Consider the following 16,500-nt stretch of genomic DNA (forward strand, 5'->3'; position numbering starts at 1 on the left):
AGCATGCGTTGACCATCCAAATCGTATAACGCGTGGATGTTCCATAAGCGGTAATTCAACAATCGCTTCCCTAATTAATAAAGGCATTGCGAAGCCATCCGCGCGCCCATTGTTTTATTTTGCAGGTCATGTACAAAATAGCCCGGTTGATTTTAATCGCATCGATCACGATGCTATCCAATCTCGTGCACGCGCAATCGGTTCCGCCTGTCACGGTGGCAAGCCAATTTGCCGGTCCCTATCTGGGCTTCAAGGTGGGTGTGAATAATTCCGATGCTTCCGGCGTCATCAACAAGCCATCGCACACTACGGTTTTTCCGGGTTTCACGGCTGGATATAACTTCGACGTCGAACGGTTCATAGTGGGCGCCGAGGCTTTTGCTGATTTACATCACGGCTCGACAACCTATAAAGACGCCGGAATCGATGCGAAATTCGGCATGCCGTTCAACCAGATTCTGCCTTATGTCCGCATTGGGTTTACTGGCGACGATCCGGACACACGCTTCCATTGGGGTTTGGGCGTCGAATATAAATTTGCCAAGCACGTAAGCGCGGTAGGTGAATGGACAACCGACACCGGCAATTGCGACGGCACCAAAAGAACGAATAACAGTTTCACAATCGGACTGCAGTATCACTTCAATTGACCCGTTCGGCTCGCGGCCGGGCGGCAAATTCATCGAACATCGCATTTCCTGCGCTCTTGCCGCAAAGCCGCACCGAACCGGGCAAAGCTCCGAGGTGCCGCGCCACCCCGGCTGCCTCTCGCTGCAACAAGGTTGTTGAAAGCGTCCCCTGCCGTTAGAATCCCCCGGTCACTGGGGAGTAGCCTTCCTTCATCCATTGAAGGAGAGCGCGTCAACATACTTGGCCTTTCGGTCATGGCGCGTTCGACCGGGTCGGTTTGGCGAGACCATTGACGTACTGCCTCGTTCTGGTCGGACGGGTGGCGGTGCGTCATTGGTTTGTCATCTACGTCCGACCGCGGAGTTGTCCCGTGATACCTCGTTTTGCCCTGCCAGTCTTCCCGCTTGGCCGTCCGCCGCGCCGCTGCCTCTCCATGCTTGAAGGGAAACGCGCATGACCAGTCTCCTGCTCGAACTCGCAGTCATGCTGGTCGTCATTCTGCTGGCGGCCGAACTCTTCACCAACGCGCTCGAGCACCTGGGCGAACGTCTCAAGATTTCCGAAGGCGTGACAGGTTCGCTGTTCGCCGCCGTCGGCACGGCTCTGCCCGAGACTCTCGTGCCGTTGCTGGCGATCGCCGGCGGCACGACCGATAGTGCGGTCAATCAGGAGATCGGCGTCGGCGCAATTCTCGGCGCGCCGCTAATGCTTTCCACCCTCTCCACCTTTCTGATGACGCTCGCGATCCTCGGCTCGCGCGGCGCTAGCGGCTGGGTCGCGCCGGAGCGCTCGGGCTTCACGCGCGACCTCAACTATTTCCTGTGCGCGTTCGTGCTGGCCGCCGCGGCGATGTACGTGCCGCACGAGCGGATGCTCGTGCGTGCGCTCTTCAGCGTGGCGCTGGTCGGGGTGTATGTCACCTATGTGGTGATGACTTTCCGCGCGTCGAATGATCTGGTCGATGCCGGTCACGGCACCGAAGCGCCGGGCAAGATGCTGATCTCGCGCCTCGGCGTGCCGACCAACATGGCCACGATCGTGGTGCAGCTGGCGCTGGCCGTCGCGTTGCTGGTGTGGGGCGCGGAGGGCTTCATCCACGGGGTGCGCGGCGTCTCGCAGGCGCTCGGCGTGTCGCCGCTGCTGCTCTCGCTGCTGATCATTCCGATCGCTACCGAACTGCCTGAGAAGGTCAACAGCATTTTGTGGATTCGCCGCGGCAAAGACACGCTGGCGTTCGGCAATATCACCGGTGCAATGGTGTTCCAGGGCACCTTGCTGCCCGCGATAGGCATTCTGCTGACCCCGTGGACGCCGCGCATCGAAGTGGTGACCGGCATCGTGATCACGCTCGCCGCGGCGGCCTGGCTGCGCATCAATGTGCGCGAGCGCGGCGTGCCGGTGTGGGCGTTGCTGGTTTGCGGCGTGCTGTACGTCACGTATCTGGCCATTACGCTGACGCGCTAGCCGCGCGGCTCAATGCGTCAACGAGCGGCAGGTGAAGCAATCGGGAAAGGCCGCGCACCGGCGGCTTTTCTCGCTTCAGGCTCAATGGGCCGGCGCGCCCGCTGCTGCTGATGTCGTTGCGCTGGCTGGCCTGAACACGGTGTTCCAGTCGTCTTTCATGTCGACGACGAGCCAGCCCTTTGCGCCGGCTTCGTCGAGACCCTTGTCGAGCTTGCCACTCTTCGACGTGCGGTCATACTGGTATTCGCGTTCCGCATCCGTGTGATGCACGAGCGCGGCAAGGCGCGGGCCGTCACCTGCCGAAGTCCATTCGAGCATCGGCGCGTCGCCATCCGCGTTACCGAACGCGATCACCGGACGTCGGCCGATCACGCGATCGATGGCAAGCGGTTTGGCCGCGCCGTCGACCAGCGTGTCGACTTGCGCGAGGCGCGTCAGCGAAATTGCGCCGTTGGTCTGGCTGTACCGGTATTTGACGGTGCTGCCGATCACCTGCTCCGGCGGAATGCCATACATGCGCTGAGCCACCTCGCGGACGAACTCGACATCGCCGCCCGTCACCAGATAAGTTTTGAAGCCGTTCGCGCGCAGATAGGCAAGCAATTCGAGCATGGGCTGATACGCGAGATCGGCATAAGGACGGTTGAAGCGCGGGTCGCTCGATGAATCGAACCATTCGTGCACGAGCGCGGCGAACTGCTCGCTCGTCATGCCTGCGTGCGCCGTGGCCAGTAGCCGCATCGAGCCGGCGTCGCCGCTTGCCGCCACATTCCTGAGGTTGCCTTTGAGGATCGAGCGGAACGGTTCCTGACGCTTCCACTCCGGATGCCGTCCGGCCACCGTCTTCACACGTTGCAGCGCGAACACCAGCTGCACGGAGGCCGGCTGCTCGGGCCACAGTGTGCCGTCGTTATCGAACACGGCAATACGGTCGGCGCGCGGGATGAAGTCCTTGGACTCCGGTGTCGTCACGAGCGTGACGAAATCGACGATCGAGCGCTTGGCCCTGGTGCCGTTCCATGATGCCAACGTCGCGGCCGTCGCTGCGCCGGCCTGCGATTCGCCGCCATCCTGGCGCGGCGTGACGGAGCAAGCGGAGAGAAGTACGACGGTGAAGGCGATGCAGTACCGGTGCAGCGAGCGAATCATGAAAGCCTCATCGAAAACGGTGGGTCGAATCTGGAGCGAGCGCCAGTCTAATGGGCTAAGGCGCTTATTGCAGCCCTTGCGAGATTTTTTCGGTGACAGCGGAGCCCGCTCCTTCGGCACGAATATCCATTGAATAAATCAGCAAGCCGGACGACTCCCCGCTTCGCCTAGCCCTTCGGCAGCGTTACAAATTTATCTCTGAAATTGCCGGAAACGTTGCTAGTATTGCCAACGATGCCAGCGTGGTGATTCGTCCACTTTCCGCATGCTTCGTTTGATGCGGCGTTTCTCGTTTTCAAGGAGCGCTCATGCAAGCCCTGTATTCCGTCGCACTGCCATTCCCAATTGTTCGAGTGACATAGCATGCTTTATCCGCGTGGATTGATATCTGCTTGCCGATTTCTCGGCCGCATGAACACGCGCGAAATAATGAATTCGATTTAAATCGGACACGCGAAAGCCACCGCTCCTTTGAAACGATTTCGCGTAGGCAAAGGCGGGCGCTCGGCAATGAGAGCGCCCATAGACGAGGCCCAATAATGGGTTATAGCTGCGTGTTTGGGGAGGAAACGGTATGCGCGGTCGCGTTCGTGTCTGTGTTCTCGCCGGTCGGTATGCGGGCCGATTTGAGCCAACGCGACAATACGAACCTTGACGCCACAAGCGATGTCTTGCCGGGGAACCGCCGTACGATCAGGAGCGGCGCTGTCTTTGACACCGACCAGCGTACCCAAACGCTGATAGAGAAGTCGAACAGCTTTGTCAACAGCGTGAGCAAGACAAACTGTTTTTATTCGGACACCGACGCATCGGGCCCATTTCGCGACGGCGGCGGGCGCTACACTGCGAGCTTCCATGGAGATCGGCAGCCGTCTGAGAAAGGCGCCCGGTCGCTGACGTTATACAACTGGCATTACTTTTCTTCACTCAACGCACATAACCGCTACGCGCCCCGGCAAGCCGATCAAAAACTCGAATTTCAACGCAAACGGCTTGCTCTCGCTCCACGTGCGAGACGAGAGGCCCGCGAAGACAGTTTCGCCAATGCGTCGCCGGTGCCGGCTGTTGCAAAGTTCTCCCTGTACTTGCGCGCCTACGGGTCGCGGCAAGCCATGCTCGATGAAAACTGGACGCCGCCGTCAATCGCGTGCGAAGGTCGACACAAGGCCGACACACGGGCGCACCCGCGCGCGTGCGGCTTGGCGACGCAGACGGTGCGGATGCGGTTCGGCTGGAGTGAGAATGCCGAACTTCTATTTGATGAGGACGATCATGAGTCAACCTAACCGTTTCTTCGCGACGAGGCAGCTCGTCACCCAGCTGTGCAAAGGCGCGCTTCTGACCACTGCCGGTGTGAGTCTCTGCCAAACGGCGTGGGCGACTGAAGGCGGTATAGGCCGGCCCATTACCGGCATGCAGGTGACGCCGTACGGCGGTGTCGTGCCGCCCACCAACGACTGGATCGTGTCCGCCGCCACGATCTATTACGAAGGGTCGCTAGGCGCGAGCAAATCGATTCCGATCGCCGGGCAGGTCACGGCCGGCGTCAACGCGACGGCCGAGTACACCATCCTCGCTGCGGTCAAGACGTGGGGTATCACCGCGGGTGGCTGGAACTTCGCGTCCTCGTTCGGCGTGCCGGTCCAGTACACCGACATCTCGTCGTTCCATGGCCGCTTGCCGAACGACCACGGCACGCAATTCGCCGATTTCTTCTTCACGCCGGTCATCGCCGGTTATCACCTGACCAAGACAGACCATGTCGCGCTGAGCGTGCAGATCTATGCGCCGACTGGCGCATACAACCCTAACCGGCTGGCCAATGCCGGGCAGAACACGTGGACCTTCACGCCGACGATCGCCTATACGAAGCTGCTTCCGAAAGAGAACATCGAATTGTCGTTGAACTATGGTCTCGAGTTCTACACACCCAATAACGACACCCACTATCACAACGCGCCGGTCAGCGTGCTCGATCTACTTGCGCTCAAGCGCTTCAGCAATGGCTGGGGCGTCGGCGTGGTGGGCGGCTACATTCAGCAGATCGGCAATGACAGCGGCGGTATCGCAGACCTCGTCGGCGGCAGTCAGGGGCATTCCGTCGGCCTCGGGCCGATGGTCACGTGGTCGGGCAAGATCCAGAAAACCCCCGTGTCGGCGGCCCTGCGGTGGGTCAATGAGTTCAACACGAGCAACCGGCCGAAGGGCAATGCGGTGCAACTGTCGGTCAATGCGACTTTTCAGTAGCGCGCGCGGTGAGTCGAGCGTGAGACGTGAGTTGCCGGAAGCGTTGCGCCCGTCGCTTGCTTGAATGGCAAGGAAAGACTGTGTGGTCGCTTGGGGGCCGCGATGCGTCCGCCTCCGCCGTAACATCTATCGGCAAGAGCGCGGCTGTGGCGGCCGGCGGCCGCGCGGCAGCGCACCGCCGAAGATCGGGCAGCCCGCTCAGGCAGACGCAAACTGGACTCGAGCGTCCCGATCAGCGCTCCATCTCGCGCTGGCATATCGCGTACACGCTCGAGCACAAATCAGGATAGACGCGGCCTAACTCGAAACAGCCGTCCAGATACGCTCGGGAGATAATGCCGGCCTGCAATGCCGCATCGATCTGGAAGTTGGCGAGACCCTTGAAAAACACGCCGCCTTCAGTCACCGGGCGCAGGTTCGCCGCACGCAGATCGGCCCGCAGCGTATCGATCGAATAGGTTACCCGGTGTCCATGTGCGGCTTCCGCCGGCGTCACGGCGGCGTGATGGTCGATCAGTCCCATGTTGACCGCGATCTGCCGGGAGCCGGCGCGCGCATTCGGCGCGGCCACGAACAGCCGGCCACCCTCGGATAACCAGCCACCAATCCGCCTCAGCACTTCAACCGGATCATCGAGGTGTTCGAGCGTATGGATGAGGAAAATATTGTCATAGCGTCGCGACGGTTCGAAAGTCTCGAACGTCGAGTGATGGAAGCTGGCGGCGCCTTGGGTCTTATCCGACGCAACGGCGATACAGTCCGCGGATGCTTCGACCACTTCCACTGAATCGAAGCGCTTCGTCAGAAGGCGCGTGAAGTTGCCTTCGAAGCATCCCAGTTCAAGCGCGTTATCGCCGGCGAGGAACGGCTCGAAGGTCCGAAGCATGTACTCATGCATCAGGTAGTCGAAGTCGTAAGCGTAGCGATGTTCCGGATGATCTTTCGCTTCCGCGTTGTAGTCTCTGCTCATGTCGTCAATCCTGTCCGCGTTGATAGAACCGCTGCTCCACCGGCACGTAAAATTCATCGAGCGACTCCGGCACCCGGGCATTGAAGCCGAGCACCTGGCGCATCCATGCATTGCAGCGGTCGAGATTGCGGTAGCCGAACAGCCGCGCGTAATCGAGCTGTGGCTTGAAGAATGGGCTGGTGAAAGTCAGTGTCAGCGCACGTCGCGGCGCGTCGGTGGTATTGCGTCCGGTGGCATGCCACATGCGCGAATCGAACAGCAGAACCGAGCCGCGCTCGCCGGTCGCACGTGCGGCCTGAGCGTAGAAATGCTCGTCGGTAGGCTGCTGCTGGATGTTTTGCGAGTGCGAGAGAACATGCGTCGCGCCGTTCTCGAGCGTGAAATCGTCGAGCATCACCAACGCGTTCACCATGAAGCGCCGCGTGTCCGAGCCGAAGCGAATGTCGCGATGCACGTTCTGCACATACGAGCGCGAGGCGCGTTCGTTGATCACGCCGCCGTACGAATTCAGGATGAAGTTGCCTTCAAAGTATCCTTTGAAAACCGGCTCCAGCGCCGAGAGTTCCGCGAGCAATTCGACGTAGCACGGGTCATCCATCAGCAGATGATGCAAGGTGCCGGCGCTGTTTTCCAGCACGCCGTTGCGTCGTCGGATTGCGTCGCGCAGCGCGAGCGAAGGGCCCAGCGCCTGGACCAGCGAATCGAGCAATTCGCTGCGTATCAGGCGGGGAAGCACGGTCCAGCCTGCCGTTGCAAGTGCGGTGTGGTGGTGAGCGTCAATCGTGTTCATGGGTGGAGCAAGACAACGGCAAAAGGGAAGGGCTCAGCGCCGATCGTCAGCCAGGATGGCCATCGGAATGATGTCGAGATAGCGGCCGCCTTTGAAGGCGGCCTGGCGCAGCAGACCTTCGGCACGAAAGCCCACTTTCTCGTAAAGCGCGATGGCGCGCGCATTGGATGCGAGCACGGTCAACGAAATGCGGTTGAGATTGAGGTCGCCGAACGCGTGGTCGAGCGTCTGACGCGTCGCGGCCTCGCCGATGCCCCGGCCGCGTGCCGTTTCCGCGCCGATCTGAATCGAGAACTCCGCGCTGCGGTTCACCCAGTCGATGCCCAGCAGGTATGTCACGCCCACCACGGCCTGGGTCGAGGCGAGACACACGGCGAGACGCACGTTGCCCGCGCGGGAACCGAGGTAACTATCGAACCATTTGTTGTCGATCTCGGCGCCCACATAGCGGAAGGCGCCGCCCAGCAGGCTGACCAATGCCTTGTCGGCGCGCCATGCATTGATTGTCGGCAGATCGCCGCGCTCGATTTCGCGCAGGAATATCGTGTTGTCGCTCATGCGAGCCGGTCCAGTAAGTGTTGCACGATCGGCTCGAGATCGTCGCGTGTGAGGCGCTGATCGCACGGCACGCAAAGCGTCGAACCCGGGAGATCGCGTTCGAAGTCCGGCGCGCCTTCAGCGTCCGCCACGTCCGGCCAGTAGGTGGGTGTATAGATGCGCTGCGCACGAAGCGCTTCGCGCGCGCCGGTGGGCGCGTTGAACAACGGATAGCAGAGCGGCACCGTCTGTTCGTCGTAGCGAAACGTGAAGCGGTTGTAGCGCTGCAGCTTCTCGTGCAGGAAGGCGAAATTTTCGACTCGCCGTGCCTTCACACTATCGTAGTCGATGCTGGCGAGTAACCGCTCGGTCAATGTCGACATCCGCAACGGCTCTTGTTGCTTCAGACTTTCTTCGGCCGCCGCGTAGTCGGCGTAGCCTGCTTCCGCATCTTTCGCGAGCCGGGTCAGCAGATGCCCGCAGCGCAGCAATGAGCCTTCGTCAAACGCTGCCGGCATGTCGACTGGCTGCTGCGTGACGAGATAGCCGCCGTCCGGCACGCCGAGAAATTTTCGCGGCGAATACAGTGTGGCGAGACAATCGGCGGGCCGCGCGAACAACGCCTGCGCATTGTCGATCAGCACGCGTTCGCGCGGAAACCGGCTGAGCACGTCGTCGACCTGGCGAGCGCACAGTCCGAAGTAGTTGACGTAGACGAGCCACTCGCCGTGCGCGAGGTCGGCAGACTGCACGCGCAAGTCGGCATCGAGCCGATAGCGTTTGACCGGCGTGCCGGTCATGCGCAGCGGTTCGATCATCGCATCGCAGACGTACCAGGGCATCCAGACGGCAGTCGGTCGCCCCGCGCGAAGCAGTGCAAGAAACGCGGCGCGCGACGACTGAAAGCGCAGTGCGTTGCCGTGAAGCGACGCGTCGACTCGCGGCAGTTCGAGTTCGAAATAGCCGCCGATTGCGCGCGATTCGCGAGCCGTCATGCGTTCACCTCGACGCACAGCATATCTCTCACGCTGTTTTTGCTATTGAACATCAGGACGTCGAGAATGGATAAGGCCGGGTGAAACGCGTCATCGAACTGTGCGTACGGGCTCAGGTTCGGCTCGATAAAGGCAAGCTCCACGCCGCGTGCCGAGAATGCGTTGCTATCGTAAAGCGCTCGACCGCCCGGCAGGTTCACATAGGTAGCCGCCTGCTCTCGCGCGCAGATGTCCAGGACCCGCTCAGTACCTTTGAGTTGCGCATTGCCGTATTTCGTCGACGACGGGACGAACTCGGTATCGATCTCGAGGTATTTGCAGATTTCCATCACGGTGTGCGAGGCGAGCAGCGAAACCGGCGCGAGCGGCTCCGCCAGAATCCGTCCGACCAACGCGCTCACCTGCGGGTAGTGAGGCGCTTTGGCATAAGCATGCCGAATCGATTCGAGCAGCTTGCGTAGCCAGCGCTCGCGCGGCTCGACCAGCACCTCGTTGATCTTCAGCATAGGGCTCGCGCCACTGAGCGGCACGGTGAGATAACGCACCTGGTCGCCCTGCAGCATGCGGTTGCGGTTGATCCAGCCGTTCTTGATGAAGTTCACGTCGTCGTAAAAGACGAACTTGTCGACAGCCGCTGCCAGCTGAAAATAGCCGATATACGGCAGCAGGTAGGGCTGCATGATCGCGAGCTTCATGGCGTTCAGGTATCCGCGATGATCCCGATGATGCGATCGAGCATGTCGTCGGTCAGCGCCGGGAAAATCGGCAGACACAGTACCTGTTGTGCAGCGGTATGCGCGACCGGCAGATTGTCCTGACGCGCCGAAGGCAGGCCGCGATAAATCGGAAAGTCCGAGATCAGCGGATAGAAATAGCGGCGCGCGTAGATATTCTGGTCGCGGAACTTCTGATACAGCGCATCCCGGCTGATCGGATACTCCGGGCCGACGAGAATCGGAAAGTACGAATGGTTCGCGACTTTCTGGCCTTCTTTGGGCAGGCAGCGGATACCGCGCACGTCGCGCAGCCGTTCGCGATAGATTGCGTCGATCCGCGCGCGCCGCGCCAGCGCTTCGTCGATGTGCTGCAATTGCAGCAACCCAAACGCGGCGTTGATTTCGCTCATCTTGCCGTTGATGCCGGACGCAACTACAGTCACCTCATCGACGAATCCAAAGTTCTTCAGATGGTCGATGCGCTGTTTGGTCTTGGCGTCCTGGCAAATGATCGCGCCACCTTCGAAGGTATTGAAGACCTTCGTCGCGTGGAAGCTCAGCACGGCAAGGTCGCCGTGTTCGAGCACACTGCCGGTTTCGGTCTGCACGCCGAAAGCATGGGCCGCGTCGTAAATCACCTTCAGATTGTAGTTGTCGGCGATCTTCTGGATCGCCTCGACGTCGCACGGCTTGCCGTAGCAATGCACCGGCATGATCGCGGTGGTCTGCGGCGTGATCGCGGCCTCGATTTTGGCGGGATCGAGATTGAGCGTATGCGGATCGACGTCGGCGAATACCGGTTTGATGCCGTTCCAGACCAGCGAGTGGGCGGTTGCCACGAACGAATAGGGCGTCGTGATCACCTCGCCGGTCACGCGCAGCGCCTGCAGCGCGGTGAGCAGCGCCAGCGTGCCGTTGGTGAACAGCGCAAGATGACGCACGCCGAGGTACTTGCACAGCGCCTCTTCGAACTGCTGGTGAAATGGGCCGGCATTGGTGAGGATCTTGCTGTCCCAGATCTGTTGAAGATAGGGGATGAATTCTTCAAGCGGCGCAAGGTGCGGCTGGGTAACGTAAATGCGCTCGTCGATCTGCGGGTCGATGGCCCCAAGCGGTAAGGCTGCGTTCACTTGTTGTCCCCTGTCTTGGACGGCGCGGCGGCGTCGTCGGTGGCGGCGGTGGCTTCTTCTGCCGTTACTTCGAACGCGACGGGCGGTTGGTCGTCGCACCAGCGTTGCCACATGATTCGCAATGCGCGCGACAAGCCCGCGGCGACGACTTCAGGCCGGAATGCCGCCGAGGCCATGCAGCGCTCGCGCAAACCGGTGCGCAGTGCGGCGAGCGCCTCGATATCCGACGACAGCGCGACGCCCTTGGCGACGAAGTCCGCCTTATCGGCGGCGAGATACTGTTGCAGGCCGACGTGCGACATCCAGGTGGCGCCGGCGCGGCTCGGCAACGTCTCGCCTGCAATCGTCAAGGTCGGCACGCCCATCCACAGGGAATTCAGCACGGTGGTCGAACCCGTGTACGGGAACGTGTCGAGGCAGATATCGACGTGAAAATGCTGCTGCAGATAGACCGGAATGCTCGAGCGGCGGCGGAACATCAGACGCTCGCGCGAGATGCCTGCTTTGTCGAACCAGTCGAGGAGCAATTGTTCGTCCTCGTCGGTTGCAATCGCGCCCAGCAACATTCGCGACGACGGTTGCGCGTTCAGCAATTCCGCCCAGAGGGCGATCACGTCGGGGCGCAGTTTGTTGAGGCGGTTGAAGCTGCCGAACGTCACGTAGCCGTTGTGCATGGCCGGCAGGATGTTGACCGGCGGCGCGCTTTTTTCCGGCAGGAAGGGCGCGTTCGCGGGCAAATGGACGATCTTCTCGGAGAACATGCGCTCCGGTTCGCCGAACGGCACACCGAACCGGTCCACGAGGTAATAGTCCATCGCGCTCAGGCCGGTCGTGGCCGGGTAGCCGAGCCAGCTGACCTGGATCGGCGCGGGCTTGCGCGCGAACGTGAGAAGACGATTGCGGCCCGTGTGGCCGGACAGGTCGAACAGAATGTCGATTCTGTCGTCGCGGATCCGGTTGGCCAGGTGCGCGTCCGGCATGCCGGTGACCTGGTGCCATTCATGGGCGCACTTGCGCAGCAAATGGGTGTAGTCGTCTTCCAGGATGTGGTTGTTGTACACATGAAGCGAGACGCTGGCGTCGGTCGCGAGACGCTCCATGATCGGCAACAGATACGAGGCGACGGCGTGACGGAACAGGTCACCGGAAACGAGGCCGATCTTCAGCTTGCGATTCGGCGTGCGCTTGTTCACATGACGCGGCCACTGCGAACGCACCGGCGCTTCGTGCTGTTGCGCGAATTTAATGTGTTCGGCGAACAGCGTGTCCTGCTTGACTTCAGGATTGTGGGCGAGCGAAAACAGATAGTTGTCCGCCGCGATCGGGTCTTTCGGGTCTTTCTCCAGCGCGACGTGAAAGCTTTTCTCCGCTTCGCTCACCATGCCCAGATCGAGCTGCAACACGCCCAGTGTGTTGTACATGCCGGACGTGTCCGGCGCCAGTTCGATCGCGCGCCGGGCCGCAGCCAGACCTTCGGCCACTCGTCCCTGGTGAACCAGCGACATGCCGTAGATCCGTTGCGCTTCGGCGTAGGCCGGGTTGATCGCGATGATCGCGCGGCAGACTTCTTCGGCGTCCTTGTGCAAGCCTTTCAGTCGCAGCGTATCCGCGAGGACGGCGCGACTCTCCAGCTCTTCGGGCAGGAGTTCGGCAGCCTTGCGCAGCGGGATGAGCGCGTCGTCGTAACGGCCCAGACGATGCAACGCAATCCCGAACCAGCGCCACGCGTTGCCGTCGGCGGGGAAGCGCTGGGTTAGCGTGCGAGCCAGTTTGACGGCGTCGGCGATCTGGCCTTTGTTGTAGAGCGACGTGAATCGCGAGGTTTCCTGCTGGCTTACGCGCCGTCCGGCTGCGATCGTGGACTTGCCGGCATCTGCGGTTGCTTCTGCGCCTTCGCTATTTGTTGGAGCGGCCGCGCTGCCGGCTGACTGCGGGTTCTGGGCTGCCACGGGCTGCGTCAGGACGATCTTGCCGGGATTCGCCATCCGCACGATCAGGCCGTCCACCGCCGGGCCCTTCAGTCCTTGCTTCTGCGCCATTTCCAGCGCGAGCCACGCGGCGGCGGTTTCACCGGCGTCGATCAACGCGCTGATATAAGCCGTCCAATACTGGCCGTTTTGCGGTTGCTGACCTAGCGCCAGTTCGAAGCGGGGCAATGCGTCTTTGGGACGGTCCGTTTGAACGAGCAGCACGCCAAGGTCGTAAAGCGCGTCCGAGTGCTGCGGTTTGGCGTCGAGGATCGCCAGATAGAGCGCTTCGGCGTCGTCGAATTCGCCCTTGTGGTGGTGCTCCAGCGCCGTTTGCAAAACGAGTGCGATGTCGTGCTCGAGCTGTTGTTCGGGCGTCAAGGGGTCAGCTGTCGGCTGCTCGTACAGGAGAGTCATGGTCTCAGCGCAGAATGGTCTATGACGGAAATTGTGCGACGGAGAGGGCGTTTCCGATGCTCGGAGATGACGGTAAAAAGGCCGCCTGTTTAGCGTATGGAGAGGGGGGCGGAAAGCCGGAAGACCAGCGGGGAAAAAGAAAAAAGCCCGCACGAGGCGGGCTGAGGGAACGAGCGCGCCTCACTTTGGCGCGTAGTTCTTATTATTCGGTCGGCCGGTCGAACCGGCTCTTACGGAGCGGATGCCGCTTCGGGGCATGCCGCTTCGGGTGATTTTTAAAGGCGGGCCATGCGCTGATATTCGCCGGCGGCCTTGGTGCGCCCGATCGCCGCTTCAAACTCGGTATGCAGTTCGTTCTGGGTGACTGCCGCGTCGGCGACCAGGGCCGCGTCGATCGCCTGGATCTGGCGGATCATTTCCAGCGCGGCCGGCTCCTGCTCCGCGGTGAGCGACATCAGCAGCGGCGAGCGTGCTTCGGTCAGGCGGGCGGCTTCCGGCCAGTCGGCAAGCGAGGCCGCCTGCTCGATTTCGCGCGTGATCGACAGCACGCGTTCGACCAGTTCCGTCTGATTCATGGTGTGCGCGTTCATTGCTTAGCCCTTGTTCGTGGCCAGCGCGCCCGCGCTGTTGGTGCCGCCGAACAGCGCGGTCAGGTACTGCGAATTGTTGTTCATGGTCGCCATCAACGTATTCAGGGCGGTGAACTGCGCCTGATACTGGTTCGTCAACTGTGTCGTGTAGTCGGCGAGGGCGGTTTGCTGCGTGGTGATGCTCTTCAGATCGGCATTGAGCGCGGTATTACGCGTGTCGATGATGCCGCCGGTCTGCGTGAACGTGGTGATGCTGGAGTTCAACTGCTCGGCAATGCCGTTGGTCGAGTTGAAGAGCGATGCGACCGTGGCCGGACTGCTCGTCAGCGCGGTATTCAGCGCGGTATTGTCGACCACCAGCGTGCCGTCCGCCGGATTGTCCTTCAGCGAGATGCCGATCGCCGCCAGCGTGGTGCCGGTGCTACCCGAGCCGACCGAGCCGCCGATGATGGTGGCCAGCGTGTTCTTGATCGTCTGCAGCGTGGAGTCGCCGAGCAGCGGACCTTGCGAGGACGAGCCGGAGCTGAACGAGGTGAGCGTGGACATCGTCGTGACGACGGTGTTGTAGAGGCTCACGAAATTATTGATCGCGGTGTTCTGCGAGGTGGTGTCGGCCGCAATGGTCAGCGTCTGCGTGGTGCCGGCGGATGCGGACGTCAGGTTCATCGTGACGCCCGCAATGGCGCTCGTCACCGCATTGGTCGAACTGCTGGCCGCGATTCCGCCCACGGTGAATTCCGCGTCCTGGGCAAAACCGCTCTGCGTCCAGGCGCTCCCCGCGTTGGCCGAGGTGATCGTCGACTGGCCGCCGGTGGTGCTGGCGGTCGAGGTCACGCCGAGGCTCGACAGGCCGTTGTCGGTCGTGATGTTGCTGGTCGTGACGTTGATGACGTTCGCTGCCCCGGTGTTCGCCGCGCGCAGCACGAGGTGGGCGCCGTCCGTGCCGGTCACGATGGTCGCCGTGACGCCGGGGTTGCTGCTGCTCGCGTTGATTGCCGAAGCGATGCCCGAGAGCGTGTTGTTGGTGCTGTCGACGTTGATATCCATCGACTTGCCGCCCAGCGAGATGGAGAGCGTGCCGGTGCCCAGTTGTGTCGTGGAGCCGAAGGCCGCCGACGACAAGGCTTGCGAGCTGGCAATCTGCGTCACGGCGACCGAGTAGCTACCGGCCACGGCGCCGACGCCGGCGGTCGCGGTCAAGCCGGTGCCGCTCGCGGTGGCCGCGAACGTCGACAGCGTGGTGCCGTTGGCGAGATTCGTGATGCCCGACTGCAGTGCGCTCAGCGCCGAGCTTAGTGCGCCGTAGGCGGACAGCGTGGTGTTGTCGGTGGTTTGTCGTGCCGCCAGAGCCGCGGTTTGTCCTGCGGTCTTCGCGTTCACAAGCGCCGTGACGAGCGTCGACACGTCCATCGACGAATTGCCCGTCGAGCCGCTGATGATCGATTGAGCAGCCGACTGCAGCGCGGCGTTGGCGCTTGCTGTAGAAGACGAGGTTGAGATCGAGGACATGCAGAGGCTCCGGGCGTCTGGAAATCTGTATTGGGTGGTGCGCGATGCTACATCACTGCGTGATGGAAATGCACAGCGGGAGGCATGCCTCCCGTCGTTTGAAACCGGCGATGCGCCCCGCTTGCGCGCGACGCATCGCCGTTACTGCGTCAGCTCTTACTGCAGGAGCTTCAGAACTTGCTGCGGGTTCGAGTTAGCTTGCGCCAACACCGAGATACCAGCTTGCTGCAGCACTTGCGCCTTGCTCAGGTTCGCCGTTTCTTGTGCGAAGTTGGCGTCCGTGATTTGCGACTGTGCCGACGACAGGTCGGTCGATTCAGCTTGCTGCGACGTCGAGATTGCCGTGAAGCGGTTTTGCGCGGCGCCCAGTGCAGCTTGCAGCGTGTTCACGGTCTGCAGTGCGTTGTCGATCGAGACCATTGCTTCGTTCGCGCCGGTGACCGTGCTGATGTCGAGGCCCGAAACCGTCGGCGGGTTGTTGATCGCATTGATCTGTGCGATCGATGCGGTCGCGACGCCGGAAGCCGTTGCGCCCATCGCCGTGGCGAGCGTGGCGTTCAGCGTCAGGTTCGTGATTGCCGTGCCCGTACCCGATGCCGTACCGGCCGAGAAGATGTTGGACACTGCGCCCGACGAGATTGCCTGGTTGTTCTGGTCGGTGAAGGTGTAGCCACCCTTGCCGTCCGACAGCACGTTGACCGACGTGATCGTCGCGCCCGTGCTGGTGTACGTGCCGGTCGCGTCCGTGTTGACGGCGATCGTGCCAACCGTTTGACCCGTTTGCACCAGACCGCCACCGATCTTCGCTGCCGACATCGATTGGCTCAGGTCCAGGCTGATCGTCTGACCGACGTTCGCGCCGACCTGGAACGTCACGCTGCCTGCCGAGCCGTCCAGAATGTTCGTGCCGTTGTACGTCGTTTGCGAAGCGATACGGTTCACTTCAGCGATCTGCGCCGAGACTTCCTTCTGCAGAGCTGCCTGGTCGCTCGACGACAGCGAACCGGTCGATGCTTGCACGGCCAGTTGGCGGATACGTTGCAGGCTCGAGGTCAGCGACGACAGTGCGCTCGATGCGGTTTGAATCATCGACACGCCGTCGTTCGCATTCGACACGCCCTGGTTCAGGCCGTTGATCTGCGTTTGCATACGCGTCGAGATTGCCAGACCTGCTGCGTCGTCAGCCGCGCTGTTGATGCGCTTGCCCGACGACAGGCGGGTGATGGCTTGCGAAAGGGCGCTTTGCGAGCCATTAAGGTTTTGCTGTGCAACCAGCGAGTTGATGTTGCTATTGATTCCGAGCATGGAAAATCTCCTAAATAAGCCTTGAGCCCAATACGCCACGTTGGCATCGGCGGAAGCACTCGTTCATTGCTGGCCGCCTCAATG

15 protein-coding genes and 1 riboswitch are annotated in these 16,500 nt (G+C 61.6%); of the genes, 4 read left to right on the forward strand and 11 right to left on the reverse strand.

Features of this window, described 5'->3' with window-relative positions:
- Positions 1-128 precede the first annotated feature (128 nt).
- Both BLW71_RS16625 and BLW71_RS16630 read left to right on the forward strand, forming a co-directional pair.
- Entirely contained in the window at positions 129-650 is a 522-nt protein-coding gene (locus BLW71_RS16625; protein ID WP_091797910.1) for an outer membrane protein, read from the forward strand.
- A 161-nt stretch (positions 651-811) separates the two neighbouring features.
- Positions 812-987, forward strand: a riboswitch (yybP-ykoY riboswitch).
- A 96-nt stretch (positions 988-1,083) separates the two neighbouring features.
- Entirely contained in the window at positions 1,084-2,094 is a 1,011-nt protein-coding gene (locus BLW71_RS16630) for a sodium:calcium antiporter (RefSeq protein ID WP_091797913.1), read from the forward strand.
- Positions 2,095-2,175: 81 nt separating this feature from the next.
- Here the strand turns inward: BLW71_RS16630 and BLW71_RS16635 are convergent, their stop codons facing one another.
- The gene (locus BLW71_RS16635) at positions 2,176-3,243 is read right to left on the reverse strand and encodes an HAD family hydrolase (protein WP_091797915.1); all 1,068 of its coding nucleotides are present in this window, start codon (positions 3,241-3,243) and stop codon (positions 2,176-2,178) included.
- 539 nt (positions 3,244-3,782) lie between these two features.
- Here BLW71_RS16635 and BLW71_RS16640 point away from each other — a divergent pair.
- Both BLW71_RS16640 and BLW71_RS16645 read left to right on the forward strand, forming a co-directional pair.
- Positions 3,783-4,529, forward strand: coding sequence for a DUF1214 domain-containing protein (locus tag BLW71_RS16640; protein WP_091797918.1), 747 nt, complete (start codon positions 3,783-3,785; stop codon positions 4,527-4,529).
- On the forward strand, positions 4,516-5,490 hold the full coding sequence (locus tag BLW71_RS16645) for a SphA family protein (protein ID WP_286162011.1): 975 nt from the start codon (positions 4,516-4,518) through the stop codon (positions 5,488-5,490). Before BLW71_RS16640 ends, BLW71_RS16645 begins: the two co-directional genes overlap by 14 nt.
- A 232-nt stretch (positions 5,491-5,722) precedes the next feature.
- Here the strand turns inward: BLW71_RS16645 and BLW71_RS16650 are convergent, their stop codons facing one another.
- The 10 genes from BLW71_RS16650 to BLW71_RS16695 all read right to left on the reverse strand — a co-directional run bounded on the left by BLW71_RS16650 (position 5,723) and on the right by BLW71_RS16695 (position 16,416).
- Positions 5,723-6,460 (reverse strand): class I SAM-dependent methyltransferase, encoded by a 738-nt coding sequence (locus tag BLW71_RS16650; RefSeq protein WP_091797923.1) that lies wholly within the window; start codon positions 6,458-6,460, stop codon positions 5,723-5,725.
- 4 nt (positions 6,461-6,464) lie between these two features.
- Complete coding sequence (locus BLW71_RS16655) at positions 6,465-7,250, reverse strand: phytanoyl-CoA dioxygenase family protein (RefSeq protein WP_091797926.1); 786 nt, start codon at positions 7,248-7,250, stop codon at positions 6,465-6,467.
- Between the two features lie 33 nt (positions 7,251-7,283).
- Positions 7,284-7,808 carry a GNAT family N-acetyltransferase gene (locus BLW71_RS16660; protein WP_091797929.1) on the reverse strand — a complete coding sequence of 175 codons (525 nt, stop codon included), beginning with the start codon at positions 7,806-7,808 and terminating at the stop codon, positions 7,284-7,286.
- Positions 7,805-8,782 (reverse strand): hypothetical protein, encoded by a 978-nt coding sequence (locus BLW71_RS16665; protein WP_091797932.1) that lies wholly within the window; start codon positions 8,780-8,782, stop codon positions 7,805-7,807. The genes BLW71_RS16660 and BLW71_RS16665 overlap by 4 nt, the downstream gene beginning before the upstream one ends.
- Entirely contained in the window at positions 8,779-9,477 is a 699-nt protein-coding gene (locus BLW71_RS16670) for a WbqC family protein (RefSeq protein WP_091797935.1), read from the reverse strand. Before BLW71_RS16670 ends, BLW71_RS16665 begins: the two co-directional genes overlap by 4 nt.
- Positions 9,478-9,482: 5 nt before the next feature.
- Entirely contained in the window at positions 9,483-10,628 is a 1,146-nt protein-coding gene (gene vioA, locus BLW71_RS16675; RefSeq protein ID WP_091797938.1) for a dTDP-4-amino-4,6-dideoxy-D-glucose aminotransferase VioA, read from the reverse strand.
- Positions 10,625-13,012 carry an O-linked N-acetylglucosamine transferase family protein gene (locus BLW71_RS16680; RefSeq protein ID WP_091797941.1) on the reverse strand — a complete coding sequence of 796 codons (2,388 nt, stop codon included), beginning with the start codon at positions 13,010-13,012 and terminating at the stop codon, positions 10,625-10,627. The genes vioA and BLW71_RS16680 overlap by 4 nt, the downstream gene beginning before the upstream one ends.
- A gap of 275 nt (positions 13,013-13,287) precedes the next feature.
- Positions 13,288-13,602 carry a flagellar protein FliT gene (gene fliT, locus BLW71_RS16685; RefSeq protein ID WP_091797944.1) on the reverse strand — a complete coding sequence of 105 codons (315 nt, stop codon included), beginning with the start codon at positions 13,600-13,602 and terminating at the stop codon, positions 13,288-13,290.
- Positions 13,603-13,605: 3 nt separating this feature from the next.
- Positions 13,606-15,111 carry a flagellar filament capping protein FliD gene (fliD, locus tag BLW71_RS16690; RefSeq protein WP_091797947.1) on the reverse strand — a complete coding sequence of 502 codons (1,506 nt, stop codon included), beginning with the start codon at positions 15,109-15,111 and terminating at the stop codon, positions 13,606-13,608.
- 156 nt (positions 15,112-15,267) lie between these two features.
- The gene (locus BLW71_RS16695; protein ID WP_091797949.1) at positions 15,268-16,416 is read right to left on the reverse strand and encodes a flagellin; all 1,149 of its coding nucleotides are present in this window, start codon (positions 16,414-16,416) and stop codon (positions 15,268-15,270) included.
- Between the last annotated feature and the right edge of the window lie 84 nt (positions 16,417-16,500).

The organism is Burkholderia sp. WP9 (genome assembly GCF_900104795.1).
Taxonomy (GTDB): domain Bacteria; phylum Pseudomonadota; class Gammaproteobacteria; order Burkholderiales; family Burkholderiaceae; genus Paraburkholderia.